Annotated in this window: 17 protein-coding genes; 14 read left to right on the top strand and 3 right to left on the bottom strand. The window is 40.0% G+C overall.

What is annotated here, in order from left to right; translation table 11 throughout:
• The first annotated feature begins 26 nt into the window (after window positions 1-26).
• Together NG78_RS02350 and sstT are read left to right on the top strand one after the other, a co-directional pair.
• The gene (locus NG78_RS02350) at window positions 27-1,340 is read left to right on the top strand and encodes an MFS transporter (RefSeq protein ID WP_004134733.1); all 1,314 of its coding nucleotides are present in this window, start codon (window positions 27-29) and stop codon (window positions 1,338-1,340) included.
• A gap of 121 nt (window positions 1,341-1,461) precedes the next feature.
• Window positions 1,462-2,718: a serine/threonine transporter SstT gene (sstT, locus tag NG78_RS02355; RefSeq protein WP_004134731.1), complete on the top strand. Its 1,257-nt coding sequence runs from the start codon at window positions 1,462-1,464 to the stop codon at window positions 2,716-2,718.
• A 26-nt stretch (window positions 2,719-2,744) separates the two neighbouring features.
• Here the strand turns inward: sstT and epsC are convergent, their stop codons facing one another.
• Window positions 2,745-3,584, bottom strand: coding sequence for a serine O-acetyltransferase EpsC (epsC, locus tag NG78_RS02360; RefSeq protein WP_004134730.1), 840 nt, complete (start codon window positions 3,582-3,584; stop codon window positions 2,745-2,747).
• A gap of 115 nt (window positions 3,585-3,699) precedes the next feature.
• Entirely contained in the window at window positions 3,700-4,632 is a 933-nt protein-coding gene (gene cysK / locus NG78_RS02365) for a cysteine synthase A (protein ID WP_004134727.1), read from the bottom strand.
• Window positions 4,633-5,283: 651 nt separating this feature from the next.
• Between cysK and NG78_RS02370 the strand changes: the two genes are divergently transcribed.
• From NG78_RS02370 to NG78_RS02410, 10 genes are all read left to right on the top strand, one after another.
• Window positions 5,284-5,703, top strand: coding sequence for a GNAT family N-acetyltransferase (locus NG78_RS02370; protein WP_004134726.1), 420 nt, complete (start codon window positions 5,284-5,286; stop codon window positions 5,701-5,703).
• A gap of 1 nt (window position 5,704) precedes the next feature.
• Complete coding sequence (locus NG78_RS02375) at window positions 5,705-6,691, top strand: DUF3137 domain-containing protein (protein ID WP_004134725.1); 987 nt, start codon at window positions 5,705-5,707, stop codon at window positions 6,689-6,691.
• A 141-nt stretch (window positions 6,692-6,832) separates the two neighbouring features.
• Complete coding sequence (locus NG78_RS02380; protein ID WP_004134724.1) at window positions 6,833-7,399, top strand: LemA family protein; 567 nt, start codon at window positions 6,833-6,835, stop codon at window positions 7,397-7,399.
• Window positions 7,400-7,553: 154 nt separating this feature from the next.
• Window positions 7,554-8,363: a nucleoside phosphorylase gene (locus NG78_RS02385; protein ID WP_004134723.1), complete on the top strand. Its 810-nt coding sequence runs from the start codon at window positions 7,554-7,556 to the stop codon at window positions 8,361-8,363.
• Window positions 8,364-8,621: 258 nt separating this feature from the next.
• Window positions 8,622-10,388, top strand: a complete 1,767-nt coding sequence (locus tag NG78_RS02390; protein ID WP_004134722.1) for an ABC transporter ATP-binding protein — start codon at window positions 8,622-8,624, stop codon at window positions 10,386-10,388.
• A 270-nt stretch (window positions 10,389-10,658) separates the two neighbouring features.
• Entirely contained in the window at window positions 10,659-10,988 is a 330-nt protein-coding gene (locus NG78_RS02395; protein WP_004134721.1) for a hypothetical protein, read from the top strand.
• A gap of 108 nt (window positions 10,989-11,096) precedes the next feature.
• A complete protein-coding gene (locus NG78_RS02400) occupies window positions 11,097-12,623 on the top strand; it encodes a hypothetical protein (protein WP_004134720.1) in 1,527 nt (508 codons plus the stop codon).
• Window positions 12,617-12,742, top strand: coding sequence for a hypothetical protein (locus NG78_RS06220; RefSeq protein WP_004134719.1), 126 nt, complete (start codon window positions 12,617-12,619; stop codon window positions 12,740-12,742). Before NG78_RS02400 ends, NG78_RS06220 begins: the two co-directional genes overlap by 7 nt.
• A 14-nt stretch (window positions 12,743-12,756) precedes the next feature.
• The gene (locus tag NG78_RS02405; protein ID WP_004134718.1) at window positions 12,757-13,941 is read left to right on the top strand and encodes a hypothetical protein; all 1,185 of its coding nucleotides are present in this window, start codon (window positions 12,757-12,759) and stop codon (window positions 13,939-13,941) included.
• A gap of 648 nt (window positions 13,942-14,589) precedes the next feature.
• Window positions 14,590-15,138: a type IV toxin-antitoxin system AbiEi family antitoxin domain-containing protein gene (locus NG78_RS02410; protein WP_004134717.1), complete on the top strand. Its 549-nt coding sequence runs from the start codon at window positions 14,590-14,592 to the stop codon at window positions 15,136-15,138.
• A 281-nt stretch (window positions 15,139-15,419) separates the two neighbouring features.
• Here NG78_RS02410 and NG78_RS02415 read toward each other — a convergent pair whose 3' ends face one another.
• On the bottom strand, window positions 15,420-16,760 hold the full coding sequence (locus tag NG78_RS02415; RefSeq protein WP_004134714.1) for a Na+/H+ antiporter NhaC family protein: 1,341 nt from the start codon (window positions 16,758-16,760) through the stop codon (window positions 15,420-15,422).
• Window positions 16,761-17,300: 540 nt separating this feature from the next.
• On the opposite strand from NG78_RS02415, the gene NG78_RS02420 reads away from it, so the two are divergent.
• Window positions 17,301-18,068 carry an ATP-binding cassette domain-containing protein gene (locus tag NG78_RS02420; protein WP_004134712.1) on the top strand — a complete coding sequence of 256 codons (768 nt, stop codon included), beginning with the start codon at window positions 17,301-17,303 and terminating at the stop codon, window positions 18,066-18,068.
• Window positions 18,058-20,136, top strand: a complete 2,079-nt coding sequence (locus tag NG78_RS02425) for a YhgE/Pip domain-containing protein (RefSeq protein ID WP_004134710.1) — start codon at window positions 18,058-18,060, stop codon at window positions 20,134-20,136. The genes NG78_RS02420 and NG78_RS02425 overlap by 11 nt, the downstream gene beginning before the upstream one ends.
• The last annotated feature ends 23 nt before the right edge of the window (window positions 20,137-20,159 follow it).

Raw genomic sequence — 20,159 nt, 5'->3', positions numbered from 1 at the left:
TATTTTGCAAGAGTTTTGTGGGAGAGATGGTTGCTGTGAAGTCAATTTTTAGCAAGAATAATATTTTTATTCGTATGAGATCTATTAGTCCTGCATTGCGATGGGCGCTGGTTGGCTTCTGTTTTTCTATGCTTGGCAATCAAGCGTATGAAGGATCGGTTTTGCCTTCGATTATTATTGTGGGTTTGCCGGCTTGGGTGATTGGTTTTCGTAAGACTTTTATGACGGTTGCCGATTTTCTTTCCCCATGCTCTGGTTGGATAGTTGATAAGCTTGGCGGTTTTCGCGCTCTTGCAATGACTGAAGGCGTAGAAGGCGTTCTCAGTTTACTGCCGCTTCTTATGTTTGGCTCTCCTGCGTGGAAGTGGTCGCTGGTGGCTCTTTCTTGCGCATTGTTGATTACTGGTCAAGTGATTGATATTGCTAGCGAAGTTTTCGAAGTTGATGCTGCAGGCGGCGATGACAGCATGATTGTAAACTACAGCGGCATTGTGAGTATTTTGGCGAGTATCACAGGAACTTTACTGGGCTCTCCATTAGGATCTTGGATTGCAAGCTGGTCTATTCCTGCGGTTTTGATTTTCTCGTCCGTGACTTCTTTTGCGGCTTGTGCTACGCGATTTATTATGAAACAAGACATTGCGCAAGCGTCTAACGAAGTAGAGGAAGCGTCGCAAGATGTAGAGAATGAATCGTCAGAATCGCAAGAAAATCGGGAATCGCAAGAATCGCAAGAAAATCAAGCAAATGATGTGTCTAAGAAGTCTACATCTAAGCAATTTACGAATCCATTACTCAAGAGTAAAATCATGCTTCTTTTGGGTTCTCTTTTGGTTGCTTTTATTCCTGCATGTTCTGTTTCCTATATTCTTCTCGGTATCGGTAAACAATATAGCTCTCAATCTTTAACAATACTGTATATTTTCACTGGCGTAGGAAGCGTACTTGCGTCCGTTTTGTATGCGCACTCTTCTCAAAAACTCGGTTTAAGAAAAGTTGCGATTTTGGGTATTGCTGTGAGCTTGCTTGCTTATTGCTTTATGTTTATTAATCTTTTGCCGATGATGTGCTTCGCATTCTTCCTTCAAGCGATTGGCGGAATGCTACTAGTAGAGCCGATTATTGTTGCGCGTCAGATTCTGTTTAAAGGAAGTACTCTCGCTAAGTTTTCTGGTTGGGCGCGACTCGCGTTTGCGATTGGTGCTACTAGCGGATCTTGGATTGGATTTGTGTTCTCTTCTACGCTGCAATGGCAGCTTTTGCCTATACTCGCACTGATTTTTACAGCTGGACTGCTGTTTGTTTTGCCGCAGCTGCCAAACACGCGCTACGCAGATTAGACGATTTGCATATATATGCACACTTATGTATAATCTGTAAAAAATAAAAAATCTTGCGAGTATGAAATACAAATAAAAGAGTATAAAATATTCTGCACAAATCACAATACAGGAGACTCTCATGCACAAGATTATTCAAAAGTGGAATAGCATTGACCTTATTTTGCGTATTGTCATTGGTCTTTTTCTTGGCGCTGCGCTTGGTATTTTTGTGCCAGCTCACGTTTACTTGCTAGATCTTATTGGGAAGCTGTTTGTGAGCGCACTTAAATCTGTTGCGCCGATTTTGGTGTTTTGCTTGGTGATTGGAGCGCTTGCAAAGGCAAAAAGTGTTGGCAACATGAAGCTAGTAATCGTGTTGTACGCACTTTCTACGTTTACTGCAAGCCTTATAGCTGTATGTGCAGCCATGATTTTTCCTGTTAATTTCACTTTTGCTCATGTTGCAGCAGCGTCTTCGCCGTCTCCTCAAGGAATTGGCGAGGTGCTTAATTCTCTTGTGTTAAATATTGTGGTCAATCCTGTAGATGCTCTTGCTAAGGGCAACTTTATTGGCATTCTTTTCTGGGCAATTGCTTTCGGTGTTGCTCTTCGCTTAGCTGAACCTTCTACCAAAGCATTCTTCGATAATGTTTCGTCTGCTATTGGAAAAATTGTTCACTGGATTATTAATGCAGCACCTTTTGGAATCATGGGTCTTGTTTATACAACGGTTGCAAGTAACGGTCTTCGCATTTTTAGTGAGTATGGTTCCGTTATTGCCTTGTTAGTTTGCACTATGGCTGTTGTTGCTTTGATTGTAAATCCTATTTTGGTTTTCGTTCTTACTGGCAAGAATCCGTATCCTCTTGTATTGAGAACATTGCGCGATTCGGGTGTTACGGCGTTCTTTATGCGTTCTTCTGCTGCAAATATTCCTGTAAACATGAATTTATGTGAAAAGCTTGGATTTAACAAAGACAATTACTCTGTTTCTATACCGCTCGGTTCAACTATTAATATGAGTGGTGCTGCTATAACTATTTCTATTATGGCTTTGTGTGCTGCTCATACGCTTGGGATTTACGTTGATATTCCAACTGCTGTGATTCTTTCTGTGCTTTCTGCAGTTTCTGCTGCAGGCGCATCTGGTGTGGCAGGTGGTTCTCTTTTGCTTATACCTCTTGCGTGCTCGTCGTTTGGTATTTCAAACGATATTGCTATGCAGGTAGTTGCAATTGGCCTTATTATTGGCGTAATCCAAGATTCTTGCGAAACTGCGCTTAACTCTTCCACAGATGTTCTCTTTACGGCAGTTGGCGAATATCGAATGTGGCAGCGTGCGGGTCTTAAGTTTAAAATGGGCAAGGATCACGAGCCAGTACAGCTTAAAAAGTAGAAGTGGAATCAGCATTTTAGCGCGTATTAGGCTTTAGGAAAGTGATAGGTTGTGTTGGCGGGAACGCTGCGGTTAATCCACGCATTTGCTGCAATTATACTGCCGCTGCCAATTGTAGTTTCTCCGCCAAGAATCGTAGCGTTTGCATAAATTACTACGTTATCTCCAATATTTGGATGTCGCTTTCCGCCTTTTATAGGATTTCCGTCATCGTCTAGAGCAAAGCTTTTCGCACCAAGCGTTACTCCTTGGTAAAGCTTAACGTGTTCGCCGATTACGGTTGTTTCGCCAATTACTATGCCGGTTCCGTGATCAATGCAGAAATATGCGCCAATTTTTGCTCCAGGGTGAATGTCAATTCCGGTTTTTCTGTGAGCATATTCGCTCATAAGTCTAGGAATTAGTGGCACGTTAAGCTCGTAGAGTGCGTGAGCTGTGCGGTGAATAAGCATTGCGTAAAACCCGGGATATGCAAGCGTGACTTCTACTTTGCTTGTGCAAGCAGGATCGCCTTCGTATATTGCTTGAATATCTGTTAAAAGTAGCTTTTTAATTTCAGGAAGCGTGCTTATAAATTGATTGCAAGTTTCTCGAATTTTAACTGTGTCGTTTGTGTAGCATTGAAGTTCGTGGAATATAATACGTTCTATAGTGTCCAAAGCGTTTGAAGTAACAGTATTCAAACTAGTATTGAGTTGCGTAGTATCGTTGCTTAAATTGCGCGCATGCAACTCAGGTAAAAGTAACACCTGAGTCGCATGTATGAGCGCAATAATATTTCGGTAATTAGGTATGAATGTAGCTTGTCTTATGTCTGAATCGTGAATTGAGTTGAGTTGGTTTATAAGATCAAGGCGATCATTCATACATTTCTCCTATTATTCTCTTGCTTGTTTTATTCGAGTGTTAGAAAGTGCGCTTGTAAATCTACTAAAAACGCACTTTCAAAACATCATTTATTATTATCATTATTGCATAGCATTATTCTGCAAACAAAAGCGTTGACAAGTAGCGGTCGCCTGAATCTGGAAGTATTGCAACAATGGTTTTGCCAGCGTTTTCTTCTCTTTTTGCTTCTTGGATTGCTGTCCAAATTGCAGCTCCGGAAGAAATACCAACTAGAACGCCTTCTTTTTTGCTTATAAGCTTGCCGTTTTCGATTGCGTCTTCATTAGTTACATGAACAATGCGATCGTAAATGTTTTGGTTGAGCACATCTGGCACGAATCCTGCGCCGATTCCTTGAATCTTGTGTGCTCCTGGCTTGCCGCCTGCAAGCACAGGGGAGTCGGCTGGCTCTACTGCAATTACTTCAAGATGCGGATTTTGTTCCTTTAAATATGTGCCAGTACCGGTGATTGTGCCGCCTGTTCCAACGCCAGCGATAAGAATATCTACGTTTCCGTCAGTATCTTGCCAAATTTCTGGGCCGGTTGTGTTGTAGTGCGCGTGCACGTTTGCTTGATTGGTAAACTGCCCAGGAGTCCACGCGTTTGGCGTGTTTTCAACGATTTCCTTGGCCTTGGCAATTGCGCCTTTCATTCCCTCTTTAGCAGGTGTGAGAACGAGTTCGGAGCCGTAAGCTTTCATAAGTTTTCGGCGTTCAATAGACATGCTTTCTGGCATAACAATAATGCTTTTGTATCCTTTAGTTTGCGCAATCATTGAAAGACCAATGCCAGTGTTTCCGGAAGTTGGTTCAACAATTACTGAGCCTGGTTTAATCGTGCCTGCGGCTTCTGCTTCTTCAATCATCTGCTTTGCAATGCGGTCTTTTACGGAACCTGCTGGGTTGAAGTATTCGAGTTTTACGAGGATTTTTGCTTGAAGATTGTACTCTTTTTCAATGTGAGTAAGCTCCAGGAGTGGAGTGTGGCCTACGAGTTCTTGCACGGACTTGTAAATATTAGACATAATATTTCCCCTTACTTGTTTGTTGTTTTACTGGTTTGTTTTTTTTTTGTTTTGTTTAATTTGTTTTTAATTTTTAAAAATAATTTTTATTAATAAAGCGACTACCGTTTTATTAGTTGTTTCTAAAGATGCCATTTATTCGTTTTAATATTTAACACGTATTAAATTGTTATCTTTTTAAGATTTTATATTTGAATTTTGGCATAAAAAAAAAGAAACAGCGCGCTGTTTCTTGAATCGTAATTTGCTGTGTTTTAACGTAGATGCTTTTAACACAGGCTAGATGTTTTGCATATTTAATGCTTGCAAACATCATTTCGATTAAGAAATGCGCAACAACATACGTTACAACAACAATTTGTCATCATATTTGTATGATACATGTGCACTCCTTTACTCGTCGAAATGGTGATAAGTGACGACTATAGCGAATGGATTTGTGTTTGTCAAACTTGATTTGTGTTTGTCAAACTTTGATATGTACTCCTTTTTCTGCGCGAGTGTCTGATTTTGCTTGTTTTAGGACACTGGTGCAGTTGGCGCATTAAAGTCCTATGTTAAAGAGATAGGCGACTTGATATACTGAGTTATTACGCTAGAAAATTTAGGGTTTCAACGTTGATTTCACAGTATTCGGAGGCGTTGTTGTAAATGAATTTAACAGACGTGCAAATAAAAGAGTACAAAAAGTATAATAGCAAAGATATTCCAAGGCTGTATGATTCCGTTGGTTGGTCTGCGTACACAGATGATTTAGTTGCTTTGGAAAATGGTTTTAATAATTCGCTCAAGATTTTAGCTGCTTATAAAAATGATGAGCTAGTTGGCATTATTAGGGCTGTTGGTGACGGGTACACGGTTGTTTTTATTCAAGATATTCTCGTTTTGCCTGAGTACCAAAGGCAGGGGATAGGGTCTGCTTTGTTAAAAGCGATTGTGGATTATTATCCTAACGTTCGTCAAATTCAGTTAACTACGGATTGCACTGAAAAAACTATTGCTTTTTATAAGTCAGCTGGTTTTATTGAGTTTTCAGAAATTGATTGCTGCGGTTTTATAAAAGGGAGATGACATGAATGTAAAATATGGTAGCGTATTTACAAATCCAGAAGTTTTAAACAGACTCGCGCGAATAGAACAATCTCCCCAAATACAAGGAAAATTAAGCGCTTTAAAAGAAGGCGTAAAAAATAATTCTTTTGATCCAGTTCGTCTAATTCCATTAATACCGGTAGTAATGGTTTTAGGCGCTTTGTATAACTATTTTCCAAATATTGATTATTCTCGTTACAAATATTATTTGCTAATAGTAGTTGTTTTTGTTGTTTGCTTTGCAGGTAAGTTTTTTGTAAATAATAAGGTTGATGTAGATGCCCTATATTCGGATAATGTTTTAACGCCGATTTTGAATGCGATTCTGCCTGGAACAGTATTAAACAATTCCGAAGGAATGGACAGTAGTATTTTTAATAATCTTCTGCCAATATCTAGTAGGTATTATTCAAGTAAACACATAATTTTTGGCGATGAATTTAAAACTGAATTTTCAAATATGCAAGCAATCCACTTTTCTAGAAGCGAAAGTGGAAAAAGTGTTAAAAAAACGGATTTTATTGGGCAAGTCTTATTAATAAACTCAAAAACCAATATAAATGGCCACATTAGAATCGTCCCCGTTACTGGAAAGAGCTTTATGGGGCAAAAACTAAATGGATACTATGGTAGAAAAACAAAAGAGGAAAGCGAAGTTCAAACAGAATCCATTGAATTTAACAACTCGTATTCAATCTTCTCTACAGACGATTTTTATACAAAACTGGTATTAGATCCAAGTTTTATAGAAATATTGAATAATTTGCAAAAAAGAATGCGAGTTTGCTTATACCTAGATGGTGAGCATATTGTTGCGGCTTTTGACTCTGGTTGGTATTTATTCGGTGCTCCAGGAAAATCTGGAGTAGAAAACTTATCTTTAATAAGAGAATATGAAAGATTTAGAGATGTTTTGGCTGAGTATTACGAAATAATTAACTTAATTAGAGAGAAATTACAAAAGTAAAAATTACAAAAGTAAAAATTACAAAAGTAAAAATTGCAAAAGTAGAAACTAGTAAATTGCAATACTAACGAATTGAAAAAGTAGAAATTGCAATACTAGCGAATTGAAAAATTAGAAAATACTAGAACTAAAGGAGACATTATGGGTTACTTTATGGATAAGAACACTGTGCTAATTTGTGTTGCAATAGTGCTTGTAGTGCTTATTGTCTGGTTTATTGGCACGTTAAATAGGCTAAGAAAATATAGGGTGATTATAGAAGAGTCGCAGAAAAACGTTGATATTGCGCTCGCCAAAAGATACGATACGATTTGCCAAATGCTTAAAGTTGCGCAGTCGTTTGCAAAGTATGAAAAAACGACATTAGTTGATTTGGTTAGTTTAAGAGAGGGATTGGGTTCAGCGGATTCTAGTTCGGTAATCAAAAATCAGAATCATGCAATAGGGAAGATTTTTGCTTTGGCGGAAGCTTATCCGGAATTAAAGTCTTCTGAACAATTTTTGAACTTGCAGGAAGAAATAAACGACGAAAATGAGAAGCTTGCGGCGGCAAAAAGAATTGTTAATAGTAATATCAGCATGCTTAATCAAAATATTGTTACCTTCCCAGTTTCGCTTATTGCAAACTTAAGCGGAATAAAGCAGATGGATTTTCTTAGCGAGGATGATTTAAACGATAAGAAGAATATTGACAGCATATTGAGCTAGATGGAATATTGAGCTGGGTAGTGTATGAAGTGGCCAATCGTTGTAAATTTGCATCGATTGGCTACTTTGTGATTTTCGTGTACTAATGCGTGTATTTGTGTATAGGATTGAGTTGCTTGTAGGATGGAGCTGATTGTATGAAGGAGCTGATTGTATGGCAGAATATGATTTGCCGATTTTAGAGTATGATTCCGATAAAAGTGCGGTTATTATGCCAAATCACGATAATATTTCTGTTCAGCTTCCATCTAAAGCGGTTTTTGCTTTCTTAGGCGATGAAATCGATCAGTATGCTTTAAGTAGAAAAGCTACGATTGTAGCAAATTTTGAATCTGCAACTAAAGTATATCCAATATATGTTTTGGAAGAAAAAGTAGAGAAAAAAGTAAAGGAATACGCAAACAGCGAAGTAGAAGAAGAAACTCAAAAAATCTGCTTAGTACAAGCTCCAGTTGGCGCTCCTGCTGCTGTTCAGATCTTAGATTGGTTGATTTCTTACGGCGTTAGGGAAGTTGTTAGTGCTGGTTCTTGTGGGTCGCTAGTTGATTATGCGGAAAATGTTTTTCTGGTTCCGTATAAAGCTTTAAGGGATGAGGGGACTTCTTATCATTATTTGCCTCCAAGTCGTTATGTTGATGTTTCAGAGCGTTCGAGGCGCGCTATTTTACAAACTTTGCAGGCGCATAATTTGCCTTATCATGAAGTTAAAACGTGGACTACGGATGGGTTCTTCCGTGAGACTAAGACGAAAGTTGCTAATCGTAAGCAGGAGGGATGCGCGGTTGTTGAAATGGAGTGTTCTGCTTTAGCGGCTTGTGCGCAAATGCGTGAGATTGTTTGGGGTGAGATTCTTTACACTGCAGATACTTTGCACGATGTTGAAAATTATGATGAGCGCAATTGGGGCGGGGATTCTAAAGCGTATGCGCTTGAGCTTTGTATTGAATCGGTGTTGCGTATTTGATTTGATTTTTTTTTTTAACTCTATGCTTATTATTTCTAGCAAGCATTACGTATAAGTGTGTTTAAGCATTTATAGGTGTTATCAAGCAGATAAGCATGACCAATCAGGATAAGTATGATAGTGTAGCTTTCAATGCTTTGTAGCGAGCGAATCGGCAAAATGGAAACGAAAATGCTAGCTGCGAAAATGCTATTAGCGAAAAATAGCAAAAATAGCAAGAATAGCAAATAGATATAAAGGAAGTGAGAGGTAGCGAGAATGAGCAAAAATGACAACACAGCAAATCAGCAATCGCCTGCGAATCAGCAATCATCCAAACTACATCCAGACGTAAAAAATTACGTAAAACTATTTTTCAAGGAAAACAAACTTGTAGCTTTTCTTTCTATGATAGTTTTTATTGCCTTGTCTATGATTTACACTGCTATTTCTTGGATTTTGCAAATTATTTTCGACTATATGGCAGGCAAAGGATCCTTCTCTTTAACTACTATTTTGCTGCTTGTCGTTTCATTTATGCTTTCAATCTCCCTGATTTTCGCGTTGAAGCGCAGTGCGTATCCTCGCTTTCTTGAAAAAGCAATGAATCAGTATAAAGAGTCTGTTGTCAAGAAGCTTTTAAAAAAGAGTTATAGTGATTTTTCGCTTGCAAATTCTGGCACGTATCTTTCTGTACTTACTAATGATTGCGAGCGTATTCAAGAAAAGTATTTGAAGAAGATTTTTGACTTTGTTCAAGACGTTCTTATGCTTGTAAGCTCTCTGGCTCTTATGATTTATTATAGTCCATTGCTCACTGTTATTGCTCTTATTATTTCCGTGCTTCCTATGGCGTGCTCGATTCTTACAGCTAACGGAATTGCTACTCGCGAGGAGCAGGTTTCTAAGTCGAATGAGTCTTACACGGCCCTGACGAAGGATGTTTTGAACGGCGTTTCGGTTATTAAGAGTTTTAAGGCGGAGCAGGAGGTTATTAACCGTTATAAGAATCAGTCGATGGAGCTTGAGCATACGAAGAATCTTCGCGAGAAAACGATGACTACTGTTTCTGCTCTTGGCACAATTTCCAGCCTTGGAACTCAGCTTGGCGTGATGCTTGTTGGCGCTTGGATGGTTAACGCTCATGTTGGTGTTATTACTGCTGGAATGGTGTTAGCTTTCACTAATTTGATGAATGGTGTACTTCAGCCTATTGCAAGTCTTCCGCAAATGCTTGGTGAGATTAAGGGCGCTAAGAAGCTTATTAGTAAGATGGCTGATTATATGAGTAACGCTAAGGAAGATTCTGGCGAGATCATTGACGATTCTATTAAAAGCGTTGTTTTGCGCGACGTTTCGTACGCTTATGACGCGGATCATAAAGTCTTGAAAAACGTAAGTCTAACTTTGCAAGCTGGAAAATCTTATGCGATAGTAGGACCTTCTGGTGCTGGTAAGAGTAGTTTAATCAATCTGCTTATGGGCTACTACAAGGATTATGAAGGTAGTGTGCAGCTGAATAATCATGAGCTTAGCAATGTGAGCAAGAGTTCGCTTTACGATAAGACTACTCTTATGCAGCAGTCTGTGTTTATGTTTGATGCTTCGATTTTAGACAATATTACGCTTTTTAAGCCGTTCCCGGATGCGGAAGTGGATAGCGTGATTCACTTGGCTGGTTTGGATGATTTGATTGCTGCTAAAGGCAAGGATTATCAGTGCGGCGAGAACGGTAGTCATCTTTCTGGCGGCGAAAAGCAGCGTATTGCTATTGCGCGAAGCTTGCTTAAAAAGTCCGAGATTCTGCTGGTTGATGAGGCAACGAGCGCGCTAGATAACGAGACTAGCGCGAATGTAACGCAGTCTATCTTGGATTTGCAAAGGATTCTTCGACTCGTGGTAACTCACCGCTTGGATGCTAATTCTCTTAAGCAATATGATGAGATTCTTGTTATGAAAAGCGGCGAGCTTATTGAGCGCGGAAGCTTTGAGGATCTTATGAATCAGAAGGCTTACTTCTACTCGCTTTACACTGTGTCTATGTGAGGATGTGGAGCTGGTTTGCTTTCAATGCGCTGTGCAATTTAGCGCAAGCGATTCTGAGCCAGTGTTAGTAGCCATTAAGTGCAAATTTGCATCGATTGGCTACTTTCTCAGCAATGCAACCTGCTTTTGCGTTACATTTTAAGGAATTGCGTTGTTGCTTGTAGTGCTTTCTTTACTTTAAAATTTAGCAGAATAGATTTTATATAAAACCTATTTTTATCTAATGATTTTGTGTAGTCTAGATTGTATAGAGTTAGAGAAAAGGCATATATGGAACAGTTTAATCAGCATGACTCGAATGACCAGAGTAACTATAACTTGAGTAATCAGAATCAGTCAATCTCGCACAATGATAATGGCTTATCTAATCAAGGTAAATCGTCTGCTGTAAATAATAGTGCGAATAATAACGTTAATAGTAGCAATGCCAATGACCAGTGTCAGCAGAATCAGCCATTGCAGAATCAGCAGTATCAACAGAACCAGTATCAGCAATCTCAGTATGCTCAGAATCAAAACTGGTATGGACAATATCCTAATCAATATCAAAATTCGCAATATTATAATAATCAAGAATATGTGAATAATCAGTATGATTAAAATGCCAATAATTTTTCGGCTCAATATCCAGACAATTATACTGTAAATTCGAATGGCACGGGTTCGTATTCTTCCGATTATGTAAAACAGTATGCTCCATATAATGCAATGAACGAGGACAGTTCATATTCGTCGGATTCGACTTCAGCTAAAGCAAATTCTTGGAATATTGATATTAAAAGTTTATTAACCAAACGAAACAAAATTATTGCAGCAGTAGTTTGTGTAGCAATATTATTGTGCGTAGTAGTGGCTTTATGTGTTCCTAAAAAACATGATAATGGTAAGCAATCTGCTACTGCCAGTTCGCAGTCCGACTCTCATAAGAGTTCAAGCACAGATGTGAATACGGAGCCAAAGCGTCATGCGAGCCCTGAAGCAGTTGACGCAGGAGGACCAGCTGATTACTCCGCCTTGCCACTTGACCAGATCTACGACCAGAACTGGTACAAGACGGGCAGTGAGTTGGTTGGTGATCCGGGGCATACTGCTGCTGCTGGTAAGCAAAATGATGTTGGAATGGACGCAAGTGCTCCAGTCAATGACCACGATAGATTTTATAACTTCAATAATGCGCGTTACCAAATCGATTCGGCTGCCAAGAAGGGCCAAATTGGCAAGGTGATTCGCGGTGAAGTTTCTAATAGTGCGACCGACGATGACAATATAGAAACCTACTACAATTTAAATCGTCAAGGTAATCCCAATAACATCAAACTACCTAAACTAACTGCCGCGCAGCAGCAGTATTTTGAACGGTTGAAGTCTGTTGTTGGTGGCGACCTTAAGACGAACACGCGCAACGCTATGTATACTGACCGCGTTAGCTTTATGCCGCATATTGGTTATTCCTTTAGTACCACGTATAACGACCGTCACCCGGGTTCTGTGGGGTATGCCGATATGTACCAAAGTAAGGCAGAAGAACTCAATGTGCCGTATGTAGACGAAAACGGCAACAGTATTGAGCTTGATAAATCTGCTCACTACGATAGTTTGCTGAGCGTAGCACGGTGGATGCTATATGACCAGGGATTTTACGATGTCGCCGTAAGTCCGGCTGGTGTTTGGGGTACCTGCCGTCTGGATGATCGTGGCTATGTAGAGGCCGTGCAAATCGTCTTGCCGTCACAAGACGACCAGGATAAGTTTGACGTGTTTGTTGGCGTGTTGGATGACATCTATTTCAATCGAGTATTGACAAGTGACTCAACTTATACTGTGGCGGACTTTAGTGGCACGAATGATTACGCGCTTTACGCCTCAGTGCTCCGCCAAAGCAACAAGGAGACCGGCATTCTGCCGTTCCGCGCTATTTTGCACAATGTCGACCGCCCGTTGCGCGCCAAGGATAATGAGCTAACGCGTGTCGTGCATAAGTTTGGTATTGACGACTATAGGATTAGTAAAATTGTTGGCACCAGCTTTAGTCTTATGGTAAGCAGCAACATGTTCGTTGACAATGAAATCAAGGGCGTGGGATATGGCCCATTTATACACCGTGGTGATGTGAGAATGTTGCCACACTACGATCAATACGTGGGAAGTGGAAGCTTGCCGGTTTATCTTAACGGTATTACTGCTCACGGAGAAAAAACGGTGACGACGTGGCGCGGTATCGAGCATTTATGCTAAAGGCAGCGCCGACTAGTCGTAAGTGGTATTCTGACCCGAATAAAGGTATTTATTACAATAAAGGAATGTCTAATTACGACGAGTTTGTAAAATTAGACCGTGCAGCGTTTGGTAATTAGCAAAGAGGCTTTCGATGGAATATGCACCAAGTGACAATAATAATAATCCGCAAAACAAGAAGCAATTGCAAAAGCAGCAGGAATTGATTAATGCCTTAATTATGGTTGGCATTGTGTGTGTTGTGGTGATAGTTGGATTTACTAAGTTTAAGGGGCCGCGTGAGTTTGTTGGTGGTGTAGTAAATAATGTTAGCCATCTGATGCAGAATCACAACAAAAATAAGGCCGACAATAAGCCGCGTGGCGATTATTCTACTTGGTCGCGCAAAGATTTAGAAGGTAAGGGGCTTGGGCTGCGTCCATATGACCCAGAAACCGAAAAGGATGAGTTGGATCAAAACGGCTTTGAGCGAGACCTTAATATACCAGAAGAATATGACAGTATGCCTTCTGTGATAGAATCCGCAGAAGAAACGGGCGAGCAAGTTGGGCCAATTTTTAAGAACAGAGCTATTAATAATGAGGCTGACGAGCAAAAATTTGCTGAACTTCACTACTTCTATTGCAAAAAGCTGTCGGAAATCAGATCACAAGATGGCGATGGCAATGGCGATAAAATTTACGATGATATATTCACCAACCATAAATATAGTACGAAGGGACAGGCTGATTATTTTGATCTATTGCAAAGGCAGGAGGAAAGTTCCAATCCAGTATGTATTGCAAACGGTGATGGCACATTTAAGGTTTCGCCGTTTACCATATGGAAGCCTACTGCTATGCGATTCACGTATGTTGACAAAGAAGGCAAGGAGGTGCAATTTCGCGATGCTGCGCATCATGATAGCCTAATGAGCGTAGCGAGATATATGATGTATAATCAGGGTCTTCGGTTTGTAACAGTAGAGTCCGGTGGTGCTTCTGGCAGTGCGTATGCCTCAAGACCGGATGGCGCATTTCTAAATCTTACGCAAGTAGTTTTACCGTCAAAAGACAACCCGAATAAATTTGATTTATTTATTGACACGCTTAATTCTCCGGACTCTGGACACATCAATAAGGATGATAACACAATGGTTGATCCATACACCGCAGTTCGACATGCAGTTTTATTGCGTGACAACAACAAACGTATTTTGCCATTTCGTGTAGTAATTCATAATATCGATCGACCGCTCAGCGCTATGCCTGACGAGAGAACGGGTAAGGTTGAATTATTTGAAGTAGCAAAAAAGTTTGGCATAAAAATTGAATATTAGCGCCTTTGGCTTATAAATCACCGACACCAGGCGGTGATTTTGCTACACGCCTAAGTGTTGTTCTGTGATGTTTGGCTCAATTGTGAAGCACGGTGTGCTTCACATGCCAAATCAGCCGAGCGGCTAAGCCGTGAGGAAAAGCGCGAATCTGCTCTGCCTTCGTCTTTTCTGACGAAGGCAGACCTCGCTTGCGTTGAAAGCACACTGTGCTTTCAACCCTGAGCAAGCTCGGCGCTCCGAGTTGCCTTCGCACGCTAAATCGCAGTGCTCAGGCAGATCCTCGCGCTGCTTAGTTTCTCTGTTGGGCTATTTAGGGAGACTCGTTGCGAATTTGCATTGATCGGCTACTTTGGGGTACTGACGCAGATTGTAGACTGCGTTAGTTTCTCTGTTTGGCTACTTTGTGGTTTGGCTATTTGCACTTTACAATTTGTTTGCGTATTTGATACGTTTATGCTGATATAATGTGTGAAATCAGCGTGAATGTGTCATTAAGTATTGTTGCGCAGTAATCACAGAATCCTATTAGCGTAATCTTTATATTAAAATTTAATATAATTCATCCAATCGTGCTAATATAAGTTACAATATATGCACGAAAGGACGGTGAGTGTTATCGCTACATTATTAAATGCTAATAGCAGCAATATGATTACTTTAAAAGAAGCGAAATCTTGCGGACTGTCAAAATATAAGTTTTATAAATTTGTTAAAGATAATGAACTAGAACAGTTAAGCGGTGGAATATACGCGTCGAAAGACTCGTGGGTAGATGAGTTGCTTCTTATTCATAAGCGTTCACCATCCGCTGTTTTTTCTCACGACGAAGCCTTCTTTTATCATGGATTAGTTGATATGGAGCCAATTACTCACGCTATTACTGTTTATAGTGGTTTTAATGCTCACCGACTGAAAGCGTCGTGCAATGTAAAAGTTTATAGCGTAAAAAAGGAATTGCTTGAAGTTGGGAAGATTTTAGTCACGGATAATCTTGGCAATAAAGTACCAATGTATAATCTTGAAAGAAGTGTTTGCGACGCGTTTAGAAGCAGAAATTTAATTGAGATTCAGGAATTTAATACAATCTTGAAATCCTATATTGCTCGACCAGACAAAGATCTTAATTTGTTGATGGAATATGCGAAACTTTTTAGAGTAAACAATGTTGTTCGCAAGTATCTTGAGGTGTTACTATAAGTGAATTTAACTGATGCGCAAATAAGAGGTAGAATCAAAAACATCGCCGAATAAAATAGCGCAGATCCTCGTGTGCTGATGCGTCTAACGTAGTCATGCGCTAGTGTCCATTAACTGCAGATTTGCATTGATTGGCTACTTGTGGTTGATTGGTGCTTAAAAATAAACGCCAGGGAGTTTATTTCAACTCTACTGGCGTTTATTGGTTACTTGCGTTATTCGCTAGTTGCAATTATTTGCTAGTTGTGTTTTTTACTTGCCGTGTTTTCGGAAATAATCTGCTAAATAAACTGTGATATTACAATGCCGGCAGCCATAAGCGGAATATTGAAAATAAGGAATGTTGGAACGCAAGTATCCCAAATATGACTGTGTTGACCGTCCGCGTTTAAGCCGGCAGTAGGCCCGAGCGTGGTGTCGGAAGCAGGGGAGCCTGCGTCTCCAAGAGCTGCAGCAGAAGACATAAGAAGAATCGTTGCAGGAGTGCTAAAACCAATGCTCTGGCAAAGAGGCACGAACAAAACCGCAAGAATAGGAACTGTGCCAAAGGAAGTGCCAATGCCCATAGTAACAAGCAAACCAATAATCGTAATCACAAACGCGGCAATAATTTTGTTCTGTCCCATAGCTGCAACACCCAAGTGCACAAGCTCCTCAACTCCGCCTGTTGCTTGAATAACGTTAGCGTAGCCGCCAGCAATAAGCATAACGAAAGCAATAAGACCCATGAGTTTTACACCGCCGGCAAGCTGCTTATCAATATCCTTCCATGCAACTGCTCCAAAAATAATCATAGTTGCAAGACCTGCAAGAGAAGAAAGCGAAAGATCCTTACTAATAACTTGCACTACTACAACAACAATAATTGCAAGAATGGTTACGTAGTGGCGTTTGTTAAGAGGTCCAACAACAGCGTCTGCGGCTTTAGTATCTGCCTCAGTAGTTTCATATTCGCGAGGCTTTCTGTATAGAACAAAAACTGCAAACAGTAGTGCTGCGAGCATTGCAGCGCCTAAATACCAGTTCACGGCGCTAACGTCTGCAACGCTAACTTTCATGCCGTTTTTAGAAAGATTCGTAGCAATAACAGTTTGGAAAATTAAGCCAAATCCAAACGGGATTGCAATGTACGGAACTTCAAGACCAAAAGCAGTACAGCATGCAGCTGCTCGTCGGTCAATCTTAAGTTCGTTCATAATTCGTAAAATCGGCGGAATAAGAATAGGAATGTAAGCAATGTGAACTGGCACAATATTTTGAGACATGCACGCAATTAGAGTTAGTACGGCAAGTAGAGCGTACTTTTTCATGCCAATAATTTTGCTAATTTTTTTAGAAATAATTTGAGCCAAACCGGTTGCTGTAATTGCTTCCGCAAAAGTACCAAGCAAAATGTAGGCGAGCGCAGTTTGTGCGTTGGTGGAGAAACCGTCGCAAAGCAACGCCATAATTGTGTGATTTCCATCTCCAAAAAGCGGAAGATGACCGGCAATGCCACCTGCAACGCAAGCTACTATCATTGATAGCAAAACATTAAGTTTTGCAAGACTAAGTGCGCATAGCACTACAACCGACACAATAACCGGATTAAATATAATATTTAAAATTTGCAAACTTAGCATGCCGTTCACCCCTTTAAATGCTTGAATTTAATATATTGTTTGAAGCAATACGTTTTATTTCGTATTGCCTACGTCTGTATTTTTTGCATACGTATTCTTACATATGTATTTCTTACATTTAGTAATTAAAGACAATATAGCATGGAAGTGTTTACAACTTGTTTCTTAAATAAATATAAAGTATAAACAATTAAATAAAAAAATTAGTGTAACTCAACAATTGTTTGCACAAAAGAGTATTCTAAGTGATTAGTGGTGAAGAATTGATAAATCACCAAATGTTCGGTTTTGCACCGTTTTATTGCATCATTGCAACGTGAGTTTACCGCTGAAAAATAGCGATAAAGCAATGTGAAAATTAAAAATTGTTTTGCTAATTGCGAAAATCCAAAAATAAACAATAAACAAAAAACTGAAAACTAAAAACTGAAAACTGCAAATAAGTTATTTAGAGTATTTAGAGTAAGGAGGAATGCCTGGCGCTCTAAGTAAAAAAGATACTACGCCATATCTTAATTGCAAGCGTCAAACATACAAATTATGAAAGATAGTAAAATGCTTTTAGAAGCTAAAGAATTAGGTTTACAAAGATTTAGAAGAACACCATTTTGGGATGTGTCATTAAAAGTAGAAGCTCATCAAATCGTTGCAATATCAGGCGAACACGGCTCTGGAAAATCAGCTTTGCTACTTGCACTGTCTGGTTATATGAAATTTACGAACGGAACTCTTACTATTGCGGACGCAACTCTTCCTAGCGATTTTAAAGAATCTCGTCAATACGTGGGATTGGGATTATTCAACGGAATTAACGAATTCTACAAAACGCAAACAATAGAAGAAGTTTTGATGAGTGAGCTAAAACTCGCATCATCTTCGCCACTATTTCGCGAACAGTATAAAAATGATGTAAAAAATCGCGAAGCATTGCGCCAATACGCGTACAATCTTCTTGCGCAGTGGAAAGTATTTTCTCCTCACAAAACAGCAATAGGAGAGTTGACTCCGTGCGAGCGCATGCGCTTGGCAATTGCGTTGGCTTTGCTAAAAAAGCCGTGGTTGCTATTTGTTGATGGAATTGAAACGGAGCTTACTAGTGAGCAAAGCGAATGCTTACTTTCCGATATTCGCGAATACGTTAGCAAAAACTACTGCTCCTGCCTTGTTGGAGTTTTGCAAAGTGAGTTAGAAAAGCAAGCGGATCAAGTATTAAGACTTATGCCAAATAATGAGAAAACAGAAAATTCTCATACTGATTCTCAGCTTGGTGAACGTGAAGCAAATGGTGGTGAAAATAATGCGCGTTAATACTATTGCTCTTGCATTTCGTGAGCTTAACAACATGATGAAAGGAAAAGCTCGAAAGCTTGTTATTGGAGCCGTAGCTTTGATTCCACTTTTATACGGATCGCTTTACTTATGGGCATTTACAAATCCTTATAAGACTTTGGATACTGTGCCTGTGGCTGTTGTTGTTGAAGACAATGGCGCTATGATTAACGGCAAAATGCGAAACATTGGAAACGAAATCAAAACTCGTTTAAAGAATCAAAAAGACGGTAGTGAAGGTTTCCAATGGAATTTTGTAAATAGTGCCGAAGCGAATAAGGGTCTTAAAAATGGCAATTATTTTATGGTGGCAACTATTCCAGCTTCTTTCAGTAAGTGCATTGCTTCCGCGCAATACGATACTCCTACTAAAGCAAAGCTTCACGTAAAGTATGATCAAGCAAGCAATATGCTGGCTTCGCAAATTGGTAAAACTGCTTTCCGCACTATGCGTACTGAGATTAGCGAGGCGATTGCTCAAGAGTATTGGGAGCACATGTTTGCAAAAGTCAACTCGGCTTCGGATTCTCTTGGTGCTGCTGCAAACGGTGCTGGAGCGCTGCATGAAGGTTCAAAGTCTTTGCAAGGCGGAATAAATAAGCTTGCAGATGGATCGAATAAACTTTCGCAATCTTTGCAAAAACTTCAAGGCGGATTAGGGGAGCTTCAAAAAGGCGCGAATACGCTAACTGAAGCCAATGCTCGTAGCAAAGAAGGAGCTCAATATCTTGCACAAAAAACGCAAGATTTAGCAAACGGAGCTCAACAGTTAAGCGAAGGAACGCAAAGGCTATCGGCTGCAACAGACGAATTCTATGAAGGAGCTCAAAAGCTTGCAGCTTCTAGCAACGAATTAGAAGAACATGTTAAAGCTGGAAACGCTGAAACAAAAGCACAAATTACTGGTCTTCTTATGCAAGCGCAAAACCCAGCAGTAACAAAGGAAGACGTGCTTGCTAATTTGCAAAGTTTGGCAGAAGGATTAGGTGAAAATTCTAATCTTCTAGAAACAAATCTTTCTGCTTTAAGCGCTGGAGCAGACAAGCTTTCTGCAGGAAGCTTGCAAATAAAGGGCGGTGCTGACGCTCTTATGCAAGGTATGGAGAAAGTTAATGTTGGTTCGAATAAGTTAGTTGCTGGCACAAACAAGCTTGCTGACGGTTTGGCTCAAGTAAGTAACGGTAGTGAGAAGCTAAATAGTGGTGTGAATGAAGCTGCACAAGGTTCTTCAAAAATAGTGAACGGTTCTAATCAGCTTAATTCCGGTGTTAAGAAGCTATCTGATAACACTCCAAAGCTTGTTGATGGTGCTAAGAAATTGCATGACGGGCTTAAAGATGCTCAAAAGTCTGGAAAAGTAAACGGTATTGTTCAAAAAAGTAAAATGATGAGCGCACCAGTTTCCTTGGAGGAGCACGAGTATTCGCACGTTGAAAACTATGGAACTGGTTTTGCTCCTTACTTTATTTCCATCGCCCTTTGGGTTGGTGCTCTTATGGCAACATTCGTTTTGAGAGTTATGGATAGGCGAGCGATACTAAACGGCATGAATCCGCTTAAAAGCGCGCTTATTAGCTTGACGCCGTTTGTGATTATGGGCGTTGTGCAGGCTGTAATTCTTATGGGCGTAGTGCATTTGGTATTAAAGCTGCAGATTGACAATGTTCTTGCGTTCTACGGTCTTGGAATTATTGCGTCCATAATGTTTATGGCAATAATGCAAATGATTATGGTGGTGTTCCACATACCAGGGCGAATCGTTGCGATTGTGCTGCTTATGTTGCAAATTACAAGCTCTGCAGGAACGTTCCCAGTGCAAATGACGCCGGCGTTCTTTAGAGCTGTTCACCCGTACTTGCCAATGACGTACTCGATTATGGGGTTGCGTCAAGCAATGGCTGGAAAGAACAGTGGTGAAATAGTCTCTGGCATTGGAATGCTTGTTCTTTTCGGCGTTATTGCGATTGCTATAACAAGCATTGCCTGCCGCATGAAGCGCACTGTAACAATGTTTGATTTGCATCCTGTAATAACGCTTGAAGCATAAGCGTTGCTTATTTAATACTAGCC

It is taken from the genome of Gardnerella greenwoodii 00703Dmash, assembly GCF_000263635.1.
Taxonomy (GTDB): domain Bacteria; phylum Actinomycetota; class Actinomycetes; order Actinomycetales; family Bifidobacteriaceae; genus Bifidobacterium; species Bifidobacterium greenwoodii.
Note: the sequence above shows the minus strand (reverse complement) of the source record. Positions and strands in the feature narration are given on the sequence as shown.